Raw genomic sequence first — 23,545 nt, forward strand, 5'->3', positions numbered from 1 at the left:
ACCTGTTATGGATAACGCAGCAGAAGAGAATGGCATCCGAACCGAGCCCAAACCCGACTGTATTTTATGCGGTCAGCATGGCGATGTTCTCTATGTCGATCTTCGGGACAGGCTGTTTGGCGTGCCTGGCGAGTGGGCGTTGAAAAAATGTCCCAACGCGGGATGCGGACTTGTGTGGCTCGATCCTGCACCGCTCAAAGAGGATCTCTGGAAGGCGTACGCCACATACTATACCCATCAGGACACCGTTATTGTGGCCGAAAATATCATCAAACGAGGATATCGCTTTGTCAGAGACTGTTATCTGTCGCTGGCGTACGGCTACTTTGGCGGTCAGGTCCCGTCCCGATACAAATTGCTCGGGTTCCTCATGTATTTTTTCCCGGGAAGGCGGGCCGATGTGGATTTCAGCGTAATGTACCTGCCGGCCAAACCCCGTGGGCGCTTGCTCGAAATAGGCTGCGGGAACGGGCAGATGCTGAATTTCATGGGCGCACTGGGGTGGGAGATCGAAGGCATCGATTTTGATCCTGCAGCGGTTGAGAACGCCCGTCACAAGGGGTTGCGCGTAGCCCTCGGGTCCCTTGAGGAACAGCGTTACCGGGACAGGGAGTTCGATGCCATCATAATGAGTCACGTGATCGAGCATGTAGCCGACCCAAAGTGCCTGCTTGTCGAATGCCACAGGATACTGAAGCCCGGCGGGGTACTGAGCATGGTAACGCCAAACATGGAGTCGATGGGGAGCCGCATCTACAAACGTTCCTGGCTCCACCTCGATCCGCCACGCCACCTTGCCCTCTTCAACTGCAGGGCACTCCAGGCTCTCGCACACTCTGCCGGCTTTAGCTCCATTACTGCCAGGACAACCATCCGCGATGCCCATGCCCTGTTCTGGGGAAGTCATTCCATTAAAAAGCGTGGCGACTTTGTCATGGGGACCCAGCCAGGGCTCTGTACGAAAACTCTCATGCTGTCGCTCCGTTTGGCGGAAGGGGCGCTGCTCAAGGTATTTCCCCGCAAAGGCGAGGAAATATCGCTCCTGGGGATCAAGCCGTGAGAACGCGGATTTCCATAGCGCTGTGCACCTACAACGGTGAAAGGTACCTGCGGGAGCAGTTGGACAGCATTGCGCGCCAGACAAGGCTGCCGGATGAGCTGATAATTTGCGACGACGGCTCGTCGGACATGACCCCGCAGATAGTGGATGATTTTGCCGCTTCAGCCCCGTTCACGGTGAAACCATCCCGAAGCGACAAAAATGTCGGCTCAACCAAAAACTTCGAATGTGCCATCGGCCTTTGCGGCGGAGACATTATCGCTTTGTCGGATCAGGATGACGTCTGGCATCGCGACAAGCTTGAACTGATTGAACGGGCTTTTCTCGATTCGCCGCTGACGGGGGCGGTCTTCTCCAATGGCGCGGTGGTCGGCGACGACCTGTCACCCTTGGGGTATACCCTCTGGGATACCTTCCGCTTCAAGAAGAAGCAAAAAAGCTGCTTCGAGAAGGGGAGGGCGCTGGAAGTGCTTCTGAATCATGATGTTGTCACGGGCGCGACCATGGCCTTTCGTTCCTCCTTGCGCGACATCGTCGTCCCGATACCTGTCGCATGGGTCCATGACGCGTGGATAGCTCTCTTGATATCCATCTATTCGAAGATTGATTTCATTGACAAAAATCTGATCGACTATCGTCAGCATAGCAATCAGCAGATTGGCAGTGTCAAAAGAAATTTTACCGACCATAAGAACTTTGCACGATCAATAACCGATTATCATGCGCAGATCGCCAAGTATGAAATGTTGCTTGATCATCTACGCCAATTGAACCTGAGATGTAACGATTATGCCATTGCAAAATTATGCGACAAGATAGAACACCTGGAAGTGCGTAACAGTATTTGCAAGAGTCCAAAAATCATTAAAACCATAGAAGCCACCTATGAATTGATAAACAGAAGATATCATAATTATTCCAACGGGTATTTGAGCTTTTGCAAGGATATATTCTGGGGCGATTAATTTTATTATGACAGTGGGCTTGCACGCATTACCAACGGGCTGCCAATGAACTCGCAATCGATTCACGCCATGAATCAGGAAAGCTTTCCGGAATGCCGGAGCCAATTTCTCGGCCAGGGTGTTGTCCTGTTGTTGTGGTTTGCCAATATCTACGACATGGGCGGGGGGTTCGGAATAAAGTACGCATCGTTTGCCGTTGCCCTGCTCTATTTGACTTTGCACTTCAAGCCGTTTCCCATGGATAGGCCGACAAGCCACCTGTTCATGTTCCTTTTCCTGCTGTGGCCGGTTCTGGCCCTGCTTCACAGCCTGACCGCAGGGGCTGAACTCTCACTTGCCATTAACCAAATGACAGCTTTCCCGGCGTCAATCGTCTTCTTTCTTGTCATACAGTCAGTACGCCCGCACTATGCGCTCTCCGTATTCCTATACACCATGCTCTCATTGGCTGTTATCGTGATTGCTCTCTATCTGCTGATGTGGTTTACCAGTCCCTTTGCGGATATCTTCATGCGAATGTTCAGTTCCGAAGCCCATGGATATATCGGGTATCGTCCGTTCGGAAACATATTCATGCCGAACGTTTATCTAAAGGCTACGCTTTTCCTGGTGCCGGTTTATGTTTACTTTTTATTCATGGCAAAGCCGATACACGCACTGATTGCCTTGCTGGCACTTGTTGTCGCGTTTTCCAAGGCCGGTTTTGCCCTCTGCCTGTTGTTCACACTGTACTTCCTGCTCATGCATAGAGGCGATAGACGGTACAAGGCAGCAGTCATAGTACTGTTCATAGCGATCACACCACTGGTTCTCGGTTTTGAGCAGTTTACCGAAGAGCTGCTTCGGAGCCTGACCGGCGAGGCGGAAACGGCGCAGGTCCGGATCGGCTATCTGGATTCCCTGTACACCATGTTCGGGGAGAATCCGGTCAGCCTCCTGATAGGGCAGGGGCCAGGGGGTGTTTTCTACGCGCAGAACCTTGGAGCCTATGTCTCGAACATCGAGCTCGACCATCTCAATGCAATCAGAAAATTCGGGCTGCCGTGGTTCTTGGCCTTCACTGCCTTCGTCCTGACGGTCTCGTACCGGCTCTTCCGCTCGCAACAGGCCGAAGAGCGAGCCTTGGGATTGGCCCTTCTGTCGCTCTTCATTGCCGCGGGCACCAATCCGGTCCTGCTCAGCCCGACGTTTCTCATGTTCATGGCCATGGCGACGGATTTCTATTGGAGAAGACATGAAAGCGTGCGTTGAGATTCTGATGTCCACCTACAATGGGGAAAGGTTTGTTGCTGAACAGATTGAAAGCATTCTGTCACAGACCTATTCCGATATCAGATTGACAATTAGAGACGACGGGTCAAAAGACAGTACGCCAGATATCCTTTCGCGATATGCCGCTACCGATGATCGTATAAAGTTTGTTTTGCATAAGAACGTCGGAATTGTCGGGAGTTTTTACCGGTTGTTACAGGATGCCGATCCGGAATGTCAATTCGTCGCTTTTGCCGATCAGGATGACGTATGGATGCCTGACAAAGTGGAGCGGGCTGTACAAGTGCTCTCAACATACGACAATGCCGGCCCGTTGCTCTACTGTGCCAATTTGGAATACGTATCTACTGATCTGCGTCATCTGGGATACTCGCGGAATATCGCAAGAAAGGCCGGTTTGAATAACGCCCTCGTTCAGAATATCGCACAGGGATGCACGGTTGTGATTAACGATGCCGCTCGAAAACTGCTGTTGAAACACGCATGGCCTCCACAGGTCATGATGCATGACTGGTGGCTCTATGTCGTTGTTTCCGCGTTCGGATCAGTTATCCGCGATGATTTCATTTCAATGAAATATCGACAGCATGAAGGCAATGTTATCGGTGGGACCGTAACGTTTTTTTCTGATTTTAGAAAAAGAATCTCGAATTTCATTAACAGGAATAATCAAAGCTTTTTTGGGTGTTATCCCCAGGCAAATGGTTTCTGGAAAACCTACGGCGGAGAATTGGCTGGTGAAAGCAGGGAAGTGATAAGGCAGTTCATCGACTCACGAAAATCTCTCTTCCGCAGAATAAAATATTTGAGTTGTAAGCAACGCGTTTACAGGCAGACCTTTACAGACAACCTAATACTGCAGATGCTGATCCTGATCAACAGGTATTGAGTAATACAGAAACAGCTACATCTGCACTGTTGGAGGATTTATGAAAAATTTGAATGCGGAGACAGTGAATGGATTTGGCGACGAATGGAGCAGGTTTGATCAATCCGGGGCGCCTGAACAAGAGTTGTCTGGAATGTTTTACAGATATTTCAATATATTCCCTTTTGAAATAATTACCCAGCAATCAAAGGGCTTCGATCTCGGCTGCGGCAGCGGCAGATGGGCAAGATTGTTTGCAGACAATGTTGGAGAACTGCACTGTATTGAAGCAAGCGAAAAAGCTCTTGAAGTTGCCAAACGGAATTTATCCGAAAAGGATAATTGTGTATTTCATCTGGCAAGTGTTGATGAAATGCCGTTGGAAGATAATTCGATGGATTTCGGGTATTCTCTTGGCGTCCTGCATCATGTGCCGGATACCTTTGAGGGTATCAAAGCTTGTGTCTCGAAATTGAAGCGTGGAGCCCCTCTCTTGCTCTATATCTACTATGCCTTTGACAACCGTCCGCCATGGTTTGCGAAATTATGGAAGTGCACAGAGCTTTTTCGGTCCATTATCTCCCGACTTCCCTACGGACTTCGGTATTGGATTACTCAACTAATTGCATTGACTGTTTATTATCCCCTTGCAAAATCCGCTTTGCTACTGGAAAAGATTGGCTTCACAGTAGACTCTTTCCCTCTTGCCGGATACAGGAAGATAAGTTTTTATTCCATGAGAACAGACGCACTCGACCGGTTTGGCACTCAATTGGAGCGGAGATTTACTGCTAGTGAGATTAAGGAGATGATGGAAAGAGCTGGGTTGAGTATGATCAAATTCAGCGATTCAGCTCCATATTGGTGTGCAATTGGATACAAAAAATAAATCCCGGTTCTCTGTCAGTCTTGTCCAGAACTGAACGAAATATTGAAGAGGTGTGACGTGAGACATAGCGCTATATCGTTCCTTATGCTTGGGATACTTCTATCGAGTGCTGTTGTTCTTAACATTGCCGCACCCATGGTCTTCGCCGCAAGCCCGACAGTGCTCGATGTGAAACTCTTCCCGAGCTTTGAAGCTGCCGTGGCCAGCAGCAGAACCGCCGGCAACGTCATTCTTGTGAGCACGCCGGTCAGTTGCACAAGCGTGACGATTCCAGCCGACAGGAAGATTTACGTCACTGCCGGCGGGTTGATCAGCGTCAATGGAGTTCTGGATTTCCAGGGGAACAGGCCTGATGCGGGCGACTATCGCATTTTCAGCGGCACGGGGAGCGTGGTCAATTTGAGCTCCGCCCGAATCAAGTGGTTCGGCGCGCGGGGGGACGGCATGACGGAGGAATCGGCCCTGGTGCAGAAGGCGATCAACGCCGTTGCCAATGGAGACATGCTCGTTACCCGGGGCACCTACATCGTTGCGAATCTCCAGCTCAAAACAGGGGTGAACATCATCGGGCAGGGGGAGGGGTCACTGCTCAAGCTGCCTCCGAATGCCCACATGCGGAGCATCAACGGCTCCGGCGCCGACGACAAGGGGAACTTCGCGGCGAACGTTATCGGCACGACCCTCAACCATCATGGCGGAACCTGGTTCGACAACGGCGTGCGGGCGAGGGACGAGAAGAATTCGACATATATCGTGACCGATGTGATCATCAGGGATCTGGTGATCGACGGGAACAAGGCCCGGAATACCCTGGGCGATGTCGGGCAGAACGGCTCGGCCATGGGCGCCGATATCTCCTTGAATCAGGCCGCCCGCATCACGGTCGAGAATTGCCTCCTGATAAACGCGCGGCTGGACGGGATACTCGTCGGATATACCCTCCACGGCGGCAGCGATTACATCACCATCAGGAACTGCCGCATAGAGAACAACGCCCGGACCGGCATCGCCCTGATAACGGGTAAATACAACAAGATTCTCGATTGCACGATCAAACATGTCGGGACGGGAGTCGGCATCGATGTCGAAGCGAACTGGGATGGGGAGATCAATAACCATCACCTGATCAAGGGAAACTATGTGCAGGCGGGGATTGCCCTTGCCTCTCCCCAGTTCGCCAGGATGAACGATACGACAGTGGAAGGAAACACCATCGTCGGCGGACCTGGCCGCAACGGCGTCACCCTGTCATCGAGCCGGGTAAACGGCGGCTCGCTCATTACCAACAACAAGCTCATCGGCGGCGGGGGAGGCTCCGCGTTCGTGATAAACGGAGACGCCGGCCCGACGGAAGGGTACTCTCCCATCGTCATAAGCCTCAACGATGCGTCGAACTACGATTACATCCTTCCCGAGCAACCCAACGGCAGCATGGCGAACATCACCATGCGCGACAACCGTTTCACCACCAAATACGGTCTCCAGCTGTACCGCCCCTACAAGTTCGAGTTCAGTACCAACACGGTGTTCTTCTCCGGCGGGACGAACATCAACCCCCTGTTGTACATCCTCTTCGGCCAGGCTTCGGTGGACCCCAACCAGGGAGCCACAATACTCAAAGGGAACATTTTCAGGGGGAGGGGGATCAACAAGCTCGTGGAGGCGGTGGTCGGTGCCGATGCGCCGCCCCTCAAGCCCGATTCCCTGACAATTGTCGGCAACGACATCAACGTGACCATCAGCGCTCCCTTCTCAATGGATTTGAACTACGCCGTCATCATCAAAGGGAACAAGATAGCGGGCTTCAACAACGGCATTCACTGCGTGGGGGCAATCGACGGCATGGAGATAATCGATAACGAGATCGTTTCGGCCGTAAAAGACGTGCCTCTGATAGTCAACGACGGGCAATTCAAGCATTCCAAAATTACCGGAAACAAACTTACCGGAATAAATCTGACCGTAACAAGACCTAACTATTGCGACATATCCAATAATGCCGTGGTAAACGGCAAAGGGTCAATTATCTATACGTTCACAGCAGGCGGGGTCGGCTCGAACAAAATCTACGGCAACAGATTCGATTCCGATGCTGACGTTGACCGTCCGTTCGAAATACTCGTTGGTTCAGGGTATTCAGACAAGGATTTTTCCGGAGATGACATCATCATGAACAATACCCACTCCGGAAAGTATAGCGGGCCGGCTTTTCTCAATTCGACTCCCAAGAGCGTGGCCGGCAACTCGTTCTGAGGGAGCGCGGCGGCAGAGGGCATTGAACCAATGTGCGGCATAACCGGTTTCATGGATTTTTCACTGCAATGCGGACCTGACGCCATGCAGGCCAACGCACGGCTCATGTCGGATGCCCTCATGCACCGCGGACCCGATGACGGCGGCGTGTGGTCCGACCAGGGGGCGGGTGTCGGCCTAGGGCACCGCCGGCTCTCCATCCTGGATCTTTCTCCCGCCGGCCACCAGCCCATGGAGTCGCGTTCCGGGCGGTTCACGATCGTCTTCAACGGCGAGATTTACAATCATCAGGCACTGCGGAAGGACCTGGCGGCGTTCGAGCCCTGGAGGGGGCATTCGGACACGGAGACCCTCCTGGCCGGATTCGAAGCGTGGGGAATCGAGGCTACCCTCAAGCGATCGATCGGCATGTTTGCCCTTGCGGTGTGGGACAAAGCGGAGAGAACGCTCTCCCTTGCCCGCGACCGCATGGGAGAAAAGCCGCTGTACTACGGCTGGAGCCGGGGCGTTTTCCTCTTTGCCTCGGAGCTGAAGGCGCTGCGGGCCTATCCGGGGTTCGACGCGGAAATCAACCGCGACGCCGTTGCCCTCCTCATGCGCCACAGTTGCATTCCCACGCCCCATTCGATCTATCGCGGCATCTACAAGCTCTGGCCGGGAACCATACTTACTCTGCGAAGCACGGGCCGCGGAATCGCCCCCTGGGATGCCGCCGATCCACCCTTCAAGCTGTTTCAGGGGGAGGGGGTTTCCCTTCGCCCATACTGGTCATTGCTGGAGGCGGCGGAGCAGGGGCATGCCCGCCCCTTTGAGGGAACGGAGAGCGAAACGGTACGCGAGCTTGAGCGGGTCCTGACGGAAGCCGTGCTGGCGCAGCAGATCTCCGATGTGCCGCTGGGCGCATTCCTGTCGGGGGGGGTGGACTCGACCACCATCGTGGCCCTGATGCAGGCCCACTCGTCCCGGCCGGTGAAGACCTTCACCATCGGTTTTCACGAGGATGACTGCAACGAGGCGGAATATGCCCGGAAGATCGCCTCCCTTCTGGGAACCGACCATACCGAGCTGTACGTGTCGCCCGGTGATTCGCTGGCGGTGATCCCGCGTCTGCCGGAGCTCTATGATGAGCCGTTTTCGGACCCTTCGCACATCCCCACGTTCCTGGTCTCCCGGCTGGCACGGGAGCACGTTACGGTTTCCCTGTCCGGAGACGGCGGGGACGAGCTGTTCGGGGGATACGTCCGCCACAGCTGGCTCCAGAGGATCTGGAAGAGAATCGGCTGGTGCCCGTTGCCGTTGCGGCGAGCCCTGTCCGACAAAATCAGGTTTCTCCCGCCGGACCGGCTTCAAACCGCTCTTTCGTATCTCCCCTCCATCGACAGGGTCCACGCCCCCGTGTACAAGGCGTACCGGCTTGCCGAACTGATCCGGGCGGATTCCCCCGCATCGATGTACGAGATATGCATCTCCCACTGGCAGCAGGACGACCCGGTGGTCGTCGGGGGGAGATCCGCCTTCCGCGCGCCGGCCTGCCGGATACCCAACCGGCTCGATTCCTTCAGCATGCCGGAAAAGCTCATGCTCATGGACAGCGTCACCTATCTCCCCGACGATATTCTCGTGAAAATCGACCGGGCAGCGATGGGGGTAAGCCTGGAAACACGGGTGCCGTTTCTCGATCACCGGGTCGTGGAATTTGCCTGGAGGCTGCCCCTCGGCCTGAAGATCCGCGGCGGCCAAAGCAAGTGGATATTGCGCCAGGTGCTCAACAGGCATGTCCCGAAAGAGCTTGTGGAGCGCCCGAAGCATGGTTTCGGCATCCCGCTGGGTGCGTGGTTGCGGGGGCCGTTGCGCGAATGGGCCGAGCAGCTTCTCGATGAGTCCCGGCTGGCGCGCGAAGGGTTTCTGGACCCCAGGCCAGTGCGGCAAAAATGGCTGGAGCACGTTTCCGGCCGCCGGGACTGGGAATTCCACCTGTGGGACGTGCTGATGTTCCAGTCGTGGCTCGAACGGGAAAATAGGCCATGAAAGTGCTCATGATCTGCAACACCGACGGCGCGCTCTATGTGTTCCGCAAGCCGATCATCAACAGGCTGGTCGCCTGCGGCCACGAGGTTGATTCCATAAGCGCGGCCAGCCGATACTTCGAGCCCCTGAACGCACTGGGGGTGAACCCGCTTCAGCTCGATTTCGCACGGCATTCGGTCTCCCCCCTCAGCAACGTGCGGTTGCTCAGGGCGCTCTATGCCATGGTCAGGCGCCTGAAACCGGATGTGGTCCACAATTTCACCCACAAGCCGGCAATCTTCGGCTCGATTGCCGCCCGGCTCGCCGGAGTGAAGGGGATCTTCATCACCATAACGGGTCTCGGCTCCCTGTTCGTCCACGATGATCCCAAGACCCGATTGATGCGCTATCTCCTCCTCGCCCAGTACAAATTCGCGCTCGGTTTCGTGGATACGGTCTTTTTCCAGAATCCGGACGACATGGAGTATTTCGTATCGAAAAAGCTCGTGGGGCCGGGAAAAGCCGTGTTGACCTATGGCTCGGGGCTGGACCTCGACGAATACCGGCTCCCGGCAACGGAAGAAATCGCGCGGGCCAGGGCAATGCTGGGTGATGAGCTGGGAGTCGATCTGCGCGGCCGCAAGGTGGCGCTCTTTCCCGCCCGGGGAGTGCCGGAAAAGGGGTTCTTCGAATTTTACCGGGCGGCAAAGACCATCAACGCCCTGGAGCCGGACGCCTATGCATTCCTGCACCTGGGGCTCGTGGACGCCGACGCCGCCCGAAGGATCAGCAAGGAGGGGATAGAGCAGTATGCCGCTGACTGCGGCGTCAAGTACCTGGGGTTCAAGGACAATATCAAGGACTACATGATTGCCTCCGATATCGTGGTCCTCCCCTCGTCCTACCGGGAAGGGACGCCCCGTTCCCTGATCGAGGCCCTGGCGCTCGGCAAGGCGATAGTGACCACCGACATGCCCGGGTGCAGGGAAACGGTCATAGACGGGTGGAATGGTTACCTGTGCAGGAAAGGGGACGAGCAGTCCCTCGTGGCGAAGCTCCTGGCGGTGGACGGGGAGATGCTGACCGCCGCCAGGAGCCGGTCGCGCAGATACTGTGAGACGAAGTACGACGCAGCGTGGCTGGCCGACCTGACGCTCGGCCGTTACCAGGGGAGCCTGAACAGTGAATGACCGTCAATGCGCGTGCTGCGCTTCCACAAGCATGAAGAGCATTGCCCCCTACGGCGCCTATGACCACGCCAGGTGCGAGGAGTGCGGATACGAGAGCTTCCGCTCGCCCGCTGCCGCCATTGCCGCGCACCTCTATGAAAACGACACCGATTATTGCGATGATCTGACGGTCGCCAGCACCCATGAGGATCTCATCCTGTGGCATCACCGGAACGCCGTGGACTTTTTGCAGTCGAGGTACCCGTCGGGTAACGCGGCGGTGCTGGATGTGGGGTGCTTCAACGGGTTCTTTGTGAAAAAACTGCTCTCCCTGGGATTCGATGCCCATGGAATCGACTTCAACACCAAAGCCGTGGCCTATGGGCAGCAGGCTCTCGGGCTCGGTTCCCGGGTCTCGTCCCTTTCGGTTGACCAGTGCATCGCCCGGGGAATGCGCTTCGACGTGATAACGCTCTTCGAGGTGCTGGAGCATGTGCCGGAGGTGAGGCCGTTTCTGGAAAAGGTCCTGAAACTGCTCAAGGATGACGGTGTGATCATCATATCGACGCCCAACAACAACATGTGCTGGCGTCCCCCCCTCGATTATCCCCCGCACCATCTGTCGAGATTCACCATCGCATCGCTGAACGCCTGCCTGTCCGGCCTCGGCATGAAGAGCCTCTATGCCGCGGAGCAGATGAGCACCTACGAGCTTGTCCGCCACTACCTGGGGACTTTCTTCCGGGCAAAGGACCGCAGCAGCCTGCGGGGGGGCGAATTCAAATGCGAGCGGATCACGACCGGCCTGCGCCGCGGCATGAACCGGCTTCGCGGGACGGCCAATCTTCTTCTCACGCCCCTCGACAAGGGGCTTCACCGGCTCGGCATTCGCTACATATCACAGATTATCGTAGCGGGGAGGTAACAGCCATGAGACTGGCCATACTCGGCACGCGGGGGATACCCGCACGTTACGGAGGCTTCGAAACCTTTGCCGAAGAGCTCGCCCTCCGCCTGGTCGCCCGGGGAACCGAGGTGACGGTCTACTGCGAGGCTAATGGCACCGATCAGCCGGGGGAATACCGGGGGATCAGGCTCGTCCATATCCCGGCAACCGCCTGCGGCCCCCTGACCACGGTCCTGTTCGATCTGCGCTGCCTGTGGCATGCCCGAAACTCCTACGACGTCGTCTATATGCTGGGGTATGGCGCGGCCCCCTTCTGCCTGATCCCGCAATTGTGGGGAACAGACGTCTGGCTCAATGTGGACGGCATCGAATGGGCGCGGGGAAAATGGAACGGAGCGGCAAAGCTCTACTTCAAAACGATGGAATGGCTGTCCACGTGGGTTCCCGACCGGATCATCGCCGATGCCGACGGGATAAGGGCTCACCTCGAATCGCGGCACCGCCTCTCGTCCCCCTGCAGCGTGATCCCCTACGGAGCCCCGGTCGCGGACACGCCTCCGGACGCCTCGCTCCTGCGCAAGTGGAATCTTGAGCCCGGCGGGTACTACCTGGCGGTCGCCCGCATCGAGCCTGAAAATCACATCCGGGAAATCATCGAAGGGTACCGCGCCCACGAAACCAACATTCCGCTGGTCGTTGCCGGCAACCATATGGTGACCACCGATTACGCGAGAAATCTGCGGACTCTGGCCGGCCCGCGCGTCAGGCTCGTGGGGGGGGTCTACGACAGGGACGAGCTGCGGGCGCTCCGCTATCATGCGTCCGCGTACTTCCACGGCCATTCGGTGGGGGGGACAAACCCCTCGCTGCTTGAAGCACTCGGCTGCGGCAATCTCGTCATTGCCCACGACAATATCTTCAACCGCGAGGTTGTGGGTGATATCGGCTTCTATTTCTCATCATCCACCGCCATCCCGGCTCTCCTGAAGGCGGTCGAATCTCTCTCCCCAGTGGAAACGGCCGCCCTTGCGAGCAAGGCGCAAACCAGGATCAGGGAAGCGTACGACTGGAGCGCAATCGCCGAACGATACCTCGACCTTCTTCAGATCCATTGCGGTCAGATCAAGGTCAATGCGCTGTTGCCCGGGACAATTCCGGCTGAAAAAAAGGCCGGCATTTCTGCCGGCCTTGGTAGACGGAATCTTACGTGATAGTCTTACTTGACAGGTTTGTCGGTCGGTATCCCCAACTGAAGGATGCGTTGGGCGCCGGTCATGCCGTTCATGATGTACCAGTTCCCTTCCGCTGAACGCCAGACAGCGCTTTCAGTCCTGCCCGTACCGTCGTAATCGCCCGGAACCGGGATGTCGCCGGTGGTCCCGAAATTGACGACACTTTGTGTTTTCGTGGCGCTGTTCGTGATGAACCAGGTGCCGCTGCGCCATACCGCGATATCGGTCTTGCCGTCGCCGTCGTAGTCGCCGGGGACGGGGGTGTCGGTGGCTGTCCCGTACTTCGCGACGCTCTGGGCGCCGGTGGAGCTGTTGATGATGTACCAGGTGCCGTTGGAGGGGCGCCATACAGCCATATCGGTCTTGCCGTCGCCGTCATAGTCGCCGGGAACGGGGGTATCTCCCGAGGTTCCGAAATTCACGACGCTTTGGGCCCCGGTGGAGCTGTTAATGATGTACCAGGTGCCGTTGGAGGGACGCCATACCGCGATATCGGCCTTGCCGTCGACATCGTAGTCGCCGGGGACGGGGATGTCGCCGGCAGTCCCGAATTTCACGACGCTCTGGGCGCCGGTGGAGCTGTTGGTGATGTACCAGGTGCCGTTGGAGGGGCGCCATACCGCGATATCGGCTTTTTTGTCGCCATCGTAGTCGCCGGGGACGGCGATGTCGCCGGAAGTCCCGTAATTCACGACACTTTGCTTGCCGGAAGCGCTGTTCAGGATGAACCAGTTGTAGCTTTGGGGATCCAATACCGCCAGGTCGGTCTTGCCGTCACCATCGAAGTCTCTGGAGATGATTTTGCCGACAACGGTAACGGTGGCGCTTTTGGACAGCGAGACGTTCCCCGCTGCGTCCTTGGCCCAGGCATAGAAGGTGTTATTGCCGGCAGCGGCGTTGACGGTGGCCGGCGCGGCGGCGCTCCAGCCGGCGGCGGTTGCTGCCGGAGCAGTGGCGCTCGTGGTGATCAGGTAACCGGTGACAGCCACGTTGTCGGTGGCGGTGAAGCTCGTGACCGGCACGACCGGGTTGGTGGTGGTAGCGGGAAGGGTAAAGCTGCTGACCACGGGAGCGGTCGTGTCGGCGGGGACGACGACAGTGAAGGAGTTGGTGTTCACCGATACTTCGCCGTGGGCGGCGGCGGTCGCATTGCCGGTGTCATAGCTGTTGCCGAACCAGGCCGCTTTCCAGGTGTAGGTGCCCGGTGTTGTCGGCGCCGGCGCGGTCAGCACCGCCGGGAACGTGGTCGAGCTTCCCATGCCGCTGGCATTGCCGTTTGATACGGCAACGCGCGTGTTATTCTGATCGTAAAGGATGGCCCTTACCCAGCCGCTCTGGCTCCCGCCGCTGATGGTCACCGATACGGTCTCGCCCGGCGCATATGAGGTCTTGTTGGTGGTCCCCTTCAAGGATACCGGGCCGTGGTGATGGCAACCATTGCAGGTGGCCGTTACCGGGGAAGCGTGGCAGCCGGCGCAATTGGCCGTGAAGTATGCGGGGTATGCCTGCGCCTCGCCGCCCCAGAACTGAAATGTCGCCAATGCCATCGCGAAGGCGAAAAACACCGATGTCTTACTGATTACTTGCATGCAGACTCCTTTTCCATTCCTCGAAAGATACTTTTTTCCCCTCGAATACAACGTCTCTTTTCTCCTGACATCCGCTGAATTGATCCTCCCCTGTGCTGATGGTTGCCCGGATTTTTGCGCACAAAAAAGCCGGGACCGCTATCCTGTGAGATATTTCGGCAACCCGGCTGTCTGCTGGAGACCCTGTAGGCTTTCCGCCCCATCCTCGCGGATGGTTGAGTATTGTCGTGTATCTATGCTGTTGCGAACTTGTAATTTATTTGTGCCTTAACGGGGCAAACAATGTCAAAAAAAATATTTTTAATGGAATACGGGAGGCATAGCCGGGGAAGGCGTGGGAGGGCAGGGAGGGCTGAGAGGAGAATCTTGCGGGGTACGGATTGAGGAGCGCAAAAAGGAAGGCCGGCATTGCTGCCGGCCTTCACTGCTTGCTAACGTGGCTGCTTTTTACCTCTGCTTTGTCACATTCCTTCCCTCACCCGGCCTTCGGCCACCCTCTCCCGGGGGGAGAGGGCAGGGGTGAGGGGTAACAAGGGACTACGTAGAATTACTTCACCGGCTGGTTCGCCTGGACGGGCTGGTCGGTAGACACGCCCCAGTTCTTGGTCCGTTGCTTGCCGGTGACGGGGTCCAGGATATACCAGGTTCCATTGGAAGGACGCCAGACAGCGATGCTGGTCCTGCCGATGTTGTCGTAGTCACCCGGTACGGGGATATCGCCGACCGTTCCGTAATTGATGACGCTTTGCGTGCCGTTGGAGCTGTTCTTGATGTACCAGGTACCATTGCGCCAGACGGCTATGTCGGTCTTGCCGTCGCCGTCGTAGTCGCCGGGAACGACAACGTCGCCGGTGGTCCCGTAGCTGGCGGTTGTCTGGGTGCCGGTGGCGCTGTTCATGATGTACCAGGTCCCGTTGGAGGGTCGCCACACGGCCAGGTCGGTCTTGCCGTCGCCGTCGTAATCGCCGGGAACGGGGGTGTCGCCGGTGGTCCCGTAACTTGGGGTGCTCTGGGTGCCGGTGGTGCTGTTCTTGATGAACCAGGTGCCGCCGCGCCAGACGGCTATGTCGGTCTTGCCGTCGCCGTCGTAGTCGCCGGGAACGGGGGTGTCGCCGATGGTCCCGTAGCTTACGGTGCTCTGCGCGCCGGTGGTGCTGTTCATGAAGTACCAGTGGCCGTTGGAGGGGCGCCAGACAGCCATGTCGACCCTGCCGTCACCGTCGTAATCGCCGGGAACCAGTTTGTCCCCGGTCGTTCCGAAATTAACCGTGTGAGTCATGCCGTCGAATGATGAATAGTGCAGCCAGTCCCCCGTGCTTGGCCGCCAGACCGCCATGTCCGTTTTGCCGTCGCCGTCGAAATCCGCGTTGAGCCGCGCTTTGTGCACGACATAGGGGCGCATCATCTCGTTGTCTTCATGCTCGACGATATGGCAGTGCCAGACATAGAGCCCTTCGATGTCGAACTTGGCCTTGATCCGGGTAACCTGTCCGGGCAGGGCGATTATGGTGTCTTTGTACCCCAGTTCGTTGGGGTTCGGGAGAGTGGTCATGCCGGCCGCAGGGTTCGGCGTCAGGGTGCCGGCGAGCAGGTTCTGCCGGTTGACCAGCTCGAACCGCACCAGATGCAGGTGGACAGGGTGCCCATCCAAGGTGGTGTTGTAGATTTCCCAGGTCTCGGTGCTGTTGAGAGCTGGCAGTTCGGTGAGAGGGTCACTCCAGTTCAGCGGTACCGAAACAAGCCCGTTGGCGGAGAGCGTGCCAAGGAGCGTAATGCGGGGGCCTTCCGGCAATGCCACGTTACCCGCTGCGACCACTGCCTTTGCGCAGTTGGCCAGGAAGTTCGGATCCCCGGCCGTGGTGCTGAAAAGCGTGCGCACGATTGCCCCGGTGAGCGCATTGACTTCCACGCAGACCTGGTTGGAGTCAAGTTCGTTGAGGGAAACCTTGCGGGGTTGGGGTACCGATGCCCCGAGCGCGGCCTCTGCCGGGAGGACGAGGTTCTGCACTGCCGTTCTGGTTGCGTCGCTTGGGAGCACGGGTACGGCTACGGAGTCTACGACAAAATCCATTACCTGGCCGGAGGTGAGGGGGTCGGCTGGGGCGTAGAGGGCCAGATTGGCCGGGAACCCTTGGAAGGGGGCGTCGGGGCCGGTGTTGAAAATGCGAACATGGGTTCCGTTGGCCAGACCGGTGAAATCAATGATCACGTCGGCCCGTTCAGCCGGTCCCAGGAGCAGGCCCTGTTCGGTTGAAGGCGCAGCCACGGCCACCGGGATGGTCCCGTTGCCGGGAAGCGCCGTGGCGAACCCCTTGGTGATCTTGACGACCTTGGGCAGGAAGCCCTGGTCGCCGCCGATCTGGTAGAAGGGGATTTCCGTGGCGGTCTTGACGTCGTCCGCCGTGCCCCATTTGCCGTCGACGCCGGCGGTTACGACGTACATCGAGAGGTTGAGGGTCCGGGAGTTGCAGCCGTCCAGAAAGCGGAAACGGTACTTGGTCGGCGCCACGGTGAACTTCGGCCAGGTTGTGCCGTTGACCACCATCGTGTTGAAGAACGCCTCGGGGTTGAGTATGGGGGAGATGTCCGAGGGGCCGGTCGGCGTGCCGGTGCCGCCGATATACGGTCCGGTGAATCCGTCGAAGAAGAGGCGGCTGGCCGGATAAAACAGCTTGGCCTGGGTGGCCCCCACCGACGTGGGGAGCGTGTTCCCGGCGGCATCGGCCCAATCGAACGAGCGGTCCTGGATGACGATGGGCACCTCACGGATGGCGTTGCGGGTCGCGGGGGTCAGGTTTGGGTCCTGCCCCACGGTTGGCGCCGGGCCGGGGAGAACGCCGGCTGCCGTATCGTTCGCACCTCCCCTGATCAGCCAGAAGCCGGCCGGGCCGGCATAGACGTTAAGGCGGGTCATGCCGAGGGTATGGTCGTGATACCAGATCGTGGTAGCCGGCTGGCTGTTGAGATAGTTGAAGTAGGCCGAACCGGCAATGGTGTTGGCGGTGTTGGCCTGGTCGTATCTCGTGCCATGCTCCACATAGGTGGCCGGAATCCCCTTTGTGCCGGGAGTGCCGGGGAGCCACCATGATTCGGGATAGCCGTCGCTGTGAGGCATGACGTGGGCGCCGTGGACATGGGTCACCGTCGGGACAGGACCGGTGTAGGGAGCCGGGTTCGTGGTGTGGCAATCGACCCCGTTGGGGGTCATCGCCATGACGCACCCCGTGCCGGTCGGGTTGGCCCAGTGTATGGTCTGGTCCACGCTGAACAGATGGGGGATGAAATTACAGGCCGCGACGGTCTTGTTGGGAGATGCCGCGCAGGCAACCGGATCGGCGACCAGATCGTTGATCCAGCGCACCGATGTTGCCACGTTCGAGGTGTTTTCCACGGTAAACGCCGGATAGTTGAAGGTGGAGTTCGTGGCCGGCGCGACCCCTACGGCACCCCCCACAATCGCCGACGAGTCGGGTTGCGGATCCGATGCCCGGCCGTAGCTCCAGACCGTTGTGGCGGGGAAGGGGCCTACCGTTGCCGGGACAGCAGCGAGGGGGTTGGGGAAGCTGCTCCCCCAGATGCCGCCGGGAAGGATCTGCTGCTTGAACTGGCGGACAGCGATGTCATAGTTGGCTGCCGGGGCCGGTGACGCGACACTGGTGGGCATCACCGGGGGGATGACCAGGGGGGTGACGTATTTGGGGATGCTTGTGGGGTCGACGGTCCCCCCCGGCAGAGGCACTGCGTAGGCGGTCGAGGTGATGCTCAGACCTAGAAAGGTAAGGGCGGAAAGCAATCTGGTTCCTGTTTTCCATGGTGGGTGATCGTTCATATGTATGCCTCCTTCGTGTTCCGGGCCTCATGCCCGTTGCTCGCCATCCCGGCTTTTCGCTTCAGAGATGGATTCAGCGCTGACTACAGCGTCCCGTGCTGATTTTCCGATCACCACCTTTCCTGGAGGAGTAAAGACAGCCGATGCCGCATCTATTGGGGCGGAACAACGGAAAGCAGTTCCACGTCGTAGATCAAGACTCCCTGCTCATTGAGGGGATCCCGGCCTCCGGCGGCGGTGGCGGTGGGGATCACGATCTGCCATTTCGACCCTTCGGGCATCTTCGGCAGGACCTCCTTCAGGGCAGGGAGCGCCTTTGCCACGGAGACGGTTCTCGGAATGCCGCCGTCATAGGTGTTGCCCAACTCCTTCCCGTCTATCCGCGAGATGCGGTAGTGGACCTTGACATCATCGTTCAGGGTGGGCATCTTGCCGCTCCCTTCGCGGATGATCTTGTACTGAACACCGTCCGGCAGGACCTTCACCCCCTCTTTGCGGGCGTTTTCCTGCAGAAACTTCTCGCTGGCCTGGCGATACTCGGCGCTCTTCTGTCTGCTGCTTGACTGTTCAGCGGCATCAATCTTCTTCTTGAGTCCGATCAGGACGGTGTGCATTTCGTCTGTGGACACAGACGGCCCTTTCTGGTTGATGGCATCCCGAACTCCCTGCATGAGGGCCTCGGAATCAAGCTCTACGCCATTGGCCTTGAAGTCGCTGCCAACCTGGTAGCCAACGCTGTAGTTGAGCTTTGCCTTCTCTCCCTTGATCTCCTGGCTGACGGCGGGGGATACCGAACAGGACAGCAGGATCAATCCCCAGATTCCTATGGGGATACTTCTCCTGGCGCCGCGATTGTCCCTGAGGCAGGGAAGCACAGGTGCGAATTCGGGAGACTTCCGCGAGCAATCACCCCATTTCAGATGCGAAAACCGGATCATGTACTGATTCCTCCTTGATTTTTGGATATGCCGGATCACTCGTTCTCCTGCAGAAGCCTGTTACGAGCGATAACCGCAGCTTCTATGCGCGATTTGGACATGCGGCCAAGTCTGGACCCGTTGACGCTATCCGTTGAGTGATCCTGGATTGCGGTCTGAATCGACGTTCCCGGTGTTGCTGCTGCAGATTGATCCGAAGCCGATGATTGGGACGCCTGCGGTTCGGCTTTTTCTTCTCCGTTGCATATGGCCACGTAATGATCCGGATATTCATCGATCCGGCAGTCGGTCTCTGCAAACAGAACGTGCGGCAGTAACACCATTCCGGCCACGATAGCTAGTTTCATGGATAACCCCTCGACCAACGGGTTATAAACCGTAGGGGCGGCGCTTGCTCCGCCCAATCAGGGCGCGGCAAGCAGCGCCCCTACATCAGGTTTGAGATTCAGTCACCGGTTCAACTAATGCTTTGTTGTTGAACAAAGTATATTTTTCAGCGGCATTTTGTGTAATCGGCGTACGTCTGTTTTCTTGTTGAGACTTTCTGATAGAGCGGTGTGACCTTGTCCTAGTGCTTCCCAAACCTCTATGAGCCCCGCGTCGTACTTTGTCCTAACGTGGAAAGGCCGGCATTTCTGCCGGCCTTTCCGATTCCGCCCATGTACTCTTCACAATTACTTGACGGGTTGGAACACCTTGATGGGTGAGTCTGTCGGGGCGCCCCAGTTGACGGTGGTTTGCAAATGGGTAACGGGATTGAGGATGTACCAGTTGCCATTGGATGGACGCCATACGGCGATTTCCGTTCTGCCGAGGTTTTCGTAGTCGCCGGGGACCGGAATGTCGCCGGCGGTTCCGAAATTCACGACAGTTTGGGTATTGGTGGCGCTGTTCTTGATGTACCACGTTCCGTTGCGCCAGACGGCTATGTCGGTCTTGTTGTCGCCGTCGTAATCGCCGGGAACGGGGGTATCGCCGTTCGCCCCGTAGCTGACGACCGTCTGTGTGGTTGAGCCGCTGTTCTTGATGTACCATCTGCCATTGGATGGACGCCAGACGGCTATGTCGGTCTTGCCGTCGCCGTCGTAGTCGCCGGCAACAGGGATATCGCCGTTGGTGCCGTAATTTTCGGAGCGCTGCGTCCCATTGGCATTGTTGAGGATATACCAAGTGCCGTTGGAGGGACGCCACACTGCTGTCTCGGTCTTGCCGATGCCGTCGTAGTCGCCGGGAACGGGGATGTCGCCATTGGTTCCGTAACTGATGGTACTGGCCGTCCCGTTGGAACTGTTGGTAATGTACCAGCTGCCGTCGGAGGGGCGCCATACGGCCACGTCGGTCTTCCTGTCGCCGTCGTAGTCGCCGGGAACGAGCTTATCTCCAGTTGTTCCCTGGTTTATTACAACGGGCGTGGTAGTGGACGTTTTGATCCACCACTGGCCGGTGGTGCCGGGGCGCCAGACGGCGATATCGGTTTTGCCGAGACCGCTGAAGTCACCCTGTGGCGGCTTGGTGGCGAATACAACCGGCCGCATCATGTCGTTTTCTTCATGACCCAGGAGATGGCAGTGCCAAACGTACTCGTGCTCGAAGTTTGTTAACTCGTTGGTAACGGTAATCGGCGTATTGGTCAACGGATCAACGCCGGTAAATTGTGTTGTGGTACCAAGAGGCATCGTAACGTCGAGAGGCCTGACGCTGTTGGGGAGAGGGAACGGCACCGGCGGCGCCGTCGGTCTCAGGGCGACAACGATGTCTTCAAGCGGGTGCATCCTGACCGTGTCCTTCCACCCCAGTTCGTTGGCGTCGGGTGGCCGAATCATGCCGTCCCAGCCGACCCGGTTGATTACCTGCACGTCGAACAGGTGGAAATGGATGGCATGGGTGTCAACGCCGTTATGGGTGATCTTCCAGATCTGGGGCTGGTTGTTGTTGAGCTGTTCGGTTGCCGGGTCAATGTAACCCAGGGGGATCGTCGTCTGGATAAGGGCGTTGGTAAAGGGGAGTTCAACCCCCAGGGTGGCGTTCATCCGGCCATAATCGGGGGTGAAAAGCTCTTGGATCGCCTTCGACTTCATCGTCATCGTTACCGGCGTGGTGGCGCCGACCGGCGTAAAGGTCAGGGAGGTGTCCGATATCCTCGAATAGGTATCGGCCGTTGCTTTATACGGGCCGGGATAACCGGTTTGCGGAACCACCGGCGCGGGCTGTGACGCCCCATAGATCGTCGGCAGAGCCGTGGTCAACGGTGTCTGATTGAAGGGCACCGGAGTGGCAGCCGCTACCCGGAACTGCATGATGGTCCGGGTGTTGGGACCGTAACCGGCCATTGTCGAAGGTGCGCCGCCCGACGAGGTGTTATCCGGGCTGCCCGTGTAGTAGTCGTTGCGCGGGTCGAACGCCGGCACCGGCGCGGGGGCGTCGTTGTAAAGGATGACGGTCTTGCCGGCATAGGCGGAAAAGTCGACGATGACGTCGGCCCGTTCCGCCGGCCCCAGGAAGAGCGCTTTGTCCGAAACGTTCAGGACCACCACGTTTCTGCGGTTGTATTCATAGTTGACCGGTTGGGGATTGATCACGGCAGGCGCCGGCAGCAGGCCGCCTTCAGAGCCTATCTGGATCATCGGCGGGCCGGCCGTTGCCGGATCGGGTACTCCGCCAGCCCTCGAATCCGTGGGCCAGGTCGGGGGGAAACAGCCAACCGGCGTTCCGGGTGCTCCGGTGCAGGTGCAGTTTGTGGTGACGGTTGCGCTGCAGGCCGGTCGCGGAATTGCCGGAACCATCTTGACTTCCTTTTGATACCCGGGATTCGGCAGGCCGGTCACGGCGTCAAAGGGGGTAAGGGTGGGGTCGGCGGTAAAGAAAGAAAGGTTGAACATCCGGTCGTTGGCCGCATTCAGGATCCGGAGCCGGTACGCCTGCGGCTGCACGTCGAGATACGGGTAGGCCGTGCCGTTGACAAGGGGCGTATCCATGAAACCTTCAGGCACGCCGGATACGTTCATTGTCGGCAGCCCGGGAATCGCGGCGGGGAATATGGGCCAGAACCAGGGGCCGTAGTCCCACCGGCCGAAGTTGTTCGCGCCGCTCAGGTCCGGGTTGGTCGGCCATTGGTTCGTTTCGTAGACATGGGGGAACCACAGGTCGCCATAGGTGCCCCATTTGGGGTTGTTCCATTTCGTATCCTGGACGGCCACGTCCTGGGGCACGAACGTCTTGTCCTGAATGACCAGGGGGATCAAATGCGCCAGATCCGCTGTCGTCCCCAGTGTTCCCGGGACCCCCGCGGCAGCCAGTGCGTTCTCTTCCGTCGGGTCAACGATGAGGTACCCCGCTGCTTCGCCGGCATAGACGTTGAGGCGTGTGATCCCATAGGAATGGTCGTGGTAGAACAGCATCCTGCCGCTCTGGTTGTTGGTCCAGAAATAGGTGGAGGCGCCGGCCGGCTCGATCCCGCCATCCATGTCGGGAACGTTTTTCAAGCTCACGCCTGAGGTGTAGGGAGTGCTCGTCTCCCCGGCCGGGGTGATCCACTGGTGGGGGGTCCCATCGCTGATCCAGGGGGAGTGCCCGCCATGGAGATGAAGATCGGCCCGGTTCTGTGTGTAGTTATCCATGCCGTTGGGGCCCATTCCCGCACCCATGTACGTCGTGTCCACAGGTATGAAGAGGTCGCCCGCGCCGTTGGCGCCAAGCTCGTTAAAGAACTTGATGCGCACCGGCCTGTTCTTCTGGGCAATGATCAGAGGTCCCAGGTAATTCGACGAGTGGTCCGTGCCATTTTTCTGGTAGTACCCCCTGAGCTTGGTGCCGGTTCCCAACGTATCCGTTGTGAGCGGGAGGTCCGAATGCATCCGTACCCGGTAGTCACGCAGGCCGATCTGGTAAAAATCCGAGCCGGGGTAGGTGGCTGTATCGGGAGCTGCAATGGGGATGTACTGCCCGAGGTTGTTTGCGCCCAGTGCCGTGCCCGCAGGGCGTGCGCCGGACCCAAGTCCCGGCAGCGAGTCGACAAACTTCCTGAGAGGGGTGCCGGAATTGCTGGAAGCGCTACTGTAGGTGCCCATGACGTTAGTGTATTTCCAGGTGCCAGCGGGGCTATTGGCGTAGAACGTGCCTCCGCTGGGCGTTGCGGACGCAGGGTAGTCAGGTGCCGGCGGTGTTGCCCTGGTCCCTGGACCTGCGAAGGCCGGCTTGCCTCCCAGGGGAAGGGCAGCCAGGGCCAGTACCAGGCCCATAATGATTGAAAAACGTTGCCCGTTCATGAATCCTCCTTTGGATTGCGTGTGTAAGCAATCCTGCTCCGCATAAACCGTACGTGATTCTAGTTCGAGCCGCCGGTCTGCAACTGCTGTTTCATCTTTTTCATTTCTTCCACTTCGATCTTGGCCTGATTGCGTTTGGATAATACGGCTTTCTTCGGGGTTGGGGCGGTGGTCTGTTTTCCCTGTACGCTCTGTTTTTTATCCGGATTCCCGGAACCGGCGTTCGGTCCCGCACCCACCGCCGCAACCGTCAACCCTGCCAGAAAAAACCCGCTTGCCAATGCCATTGATGTTCTCATGGT

At 58.1% G+C, this 23,545-nt stretch carries 16 protein-coding genes and 1 riboswitch; of the genes, 10 read left to right on the forward strand and 6 right to left on the reverse strand.

Going from position 1 to position 23,545, the window contains the following annotated elements; genetic code table 11:
* Positions 1-7: 7 nt before the first annotated feature.
* From KI811_RS11545 to KI811_RS11590, 10 genes are read left to right on the forward strand one after another with little or no spacing between them, the layout of a single operon-like run.
* The gene (locus KI811_RS11545; protein ID WP_214186626.1) at positions 8-1,060 is read left to right on the forward strand and encodes a class I SAM-dependent methyltransferase; all 1,053 of its coding nucleotides are present in this window, start codon (positions 8-10) and stop codon (positions 1,058-1,060) included.
* Positions 1,057-2,025, forward strand: a complete 969-nt coding sequence (locus tag KI811_RS11550; protein ID WP_214186627.1) for a glycosyltransferase family 2 protein — start codon at positions 1,057-1,059, stop codon at positions 2,023-2,025. The genes KI811_RS11545 and KI811_RS11550 overlap by 4 nt, the downstream gene beginning before the upstream one ends.
* A gap of 45 nt (positions 2,026-2,070) precedes the next feature.
* Positions 2,071-3,276 carry a hypothetical protein gene (locus tag KI811_RS11555; RefSeq protein ID WP_214186628.1) on the forward strand — a complete coding sequence of 402 codons (1,206 nt, stop codon included), beginning with the start codon at positions 2,071-2,073 and terminating at the stop codon, positions 3,274-3,276.
* Positions 3,260-4,186, forward strand: coding sequence for a glycosyltransferase family 2 protein (locus KI811_RS11560; protein ID WP_214186629.1), 927 nt, complete (start codon positions 3,260-3,262; stop codon positions 4,184-4,186). The genes KI811_RS11555 and KI811_RS11560 overlap by 17 nt, the downstream gene beginning before the upstream one ends.
* A gap of 40 nt (positions 4,187-4,226) precedes the next feature.
* The gene (locus KI811_RS11565; RefSeq protein WP_214186630.1) at positions 4,227-5,054 is read left to right on the forward strand and encodes a class I SAM-dependent methyltransferase; all 828 of its coding nucleotides are present in this window, start codon (positions 4,227-4,229) and stop codon (positions 5,052-5,054) included.
* Positions 5,055-5,111: 57 nt separating this feature from the next.
* Entirely contained in the window at positions 5,112-7,307 is a 2,196-nt protein-coding gene (locus KI811_RS11570) for a right-handed parallel beta-helix repeat-containing protein (protein ID WP_214186631.1), read from the forward strand.
* 30 nt (positions 7,308-7,337) lie between these two features.
* Positions 7,338-9,335 carry an asparagine synthase (glutamine-hydrolyzing) gene (gene asnB, locus KI811_RS11575; protein ID WP_214186632.1) on the forward strand — a complete coding sequence of 666 codons (1,998 nt, stop codon included), beginning with the start codon at positions 7,338-7,340 and terminating at the stop codon, positions 9,333-9,335.
* Positions 9,332-10,504, forward strand: coding sequence for a glycosyltransferase family 4 protein (locus KI811_RS11580; protein ID WP_214186633.1), 1,173 nt, complete (start codon positions 9,332-9,334; stop codon positions 10,502-10,504). Before asnB ends, KI811_RS11580 begins: the two co-directional genes overlap by 4 nt.
* A complete protein-coding gene (locus KI811_RS11585; protein WP_214186634.1) occupies positions 10,497-11,408 on the forward strand; it encodes a class I SAM-dependent methyltransferase in 912 nt (303 codons plus the stop codon). Before KI811_RS11580 ends, KI811_RS11585 begins: the two co-directional genes overlap by 8 nt.
* 5 nt (positions 11,409-11,413) lie before the next feature.
* Positions 11,414-12,601, forward strand: a complete 1,188-nt coding sequence (locus KI811_RS11590; protein ID WP_214186635.1) for a DUF1972 domain-containing protein — start codon at positions 11,414-11,416, stop codon at positions 12,599-12,601.
* 5 nt (positions 12,602-12,606) lie between these two features.
* Here the strand turns inward: KI811_RS11590 and KI811_RS18650 are convergent, their stop codons facing one another.
* From KI811_RS18650 to KI811_RS11625, 6 genes are all read right to left on the reverse strand, one after another.
* On the reverse strand, positions 12,607-14,211 hold the full coding sequence (locus tag KI811_RS18650; RefSeq protein WP_246551706.1) for an FG-GAP repeat domain-containing protein: 1,605 nt from the start codon (positions 14,209-14,211) through the stop codon (positions 12,607-12,609).
* A 154-nt stretch (positions 14,212-14,365) separates the two neighbouring features.
* Positions 14,366-14,442, reverse strand: a riboswitch (cyclic di-GMP riboswitch).
* Between the two features lie 316 nt (positions 14,443-14,758).
* Positions 14,759-18,040 (reverse strand): FG-GAP-like repeat-containing protein, encoded by a 3,282-nt coding sequence (locus KI811_RS11605; protein ID WP_214186636.1) that lies wholly within the window; start codon positions 18,038-18,040, stop codon positions 14,759-14,761.
* A 152-nt stretch (positions 18,041-18,192) separates the two neighbouring features.
* Complete coding sequence (locus KI811_RS11610; RefSeq protein WP_214186637.1) at positions 18,193-18,978, reverse strand: FKBP-type peptidyl-prolyl cis-trans isomerase N-terminal domain-containing protein; 786 nt, start codon at positions 18,976-18,978, stop codon at positions 18,193-18,195.
* Between the two features lie 35 nt (positions 18,979-19,013).
* The gene (locus KI811_RS11615; protein WP_214186638.1) at positions 19,014-19,325 is read right to left on the reverse strand and encodes a hypothetical protein; all 312 of its coding nucleotides are present in this window, start codon (positions 19,323-19,325) and stop codon (positions 19,014-19,016) included.
* Positions 19,326-19,652: 327 nt separating this feature from the next.
* Positions 19,653-23,243, reverse strand: coding sequence for an FG-GAP-like repeat-containing protein (locus tag KI811_RS11620; protein WP_246551708.1), 3,591 nt, complete (start codon positions 23,241-23,243; stop codon positions 19,653-19,655).
* A 59-nt stretch (positions 23,244-23,302) separates the two neighbouring features.
* A complete protein-coding gene (locus tag KI811_RS11625; protein WP_214186639.1) occupies positions 23,303-23,542 on the reverse strand; it encodes a hypothetical protein in 240 nt (79 codons plus the stop codon).
* Between the last annotated feature and the right edge of the window lie 3 nt (positions 23,543-23,545).

Origin of the sequence: Geobacter hydrogenophilus (assembly GCF_018501225.1) — a bacterium.
GTDB lineage: Bacteria > Desulfobacterota > Desulfuromonadia > Geobacterales > Geobacteraceae > Geobacter > Geobacter hydrogenophilus.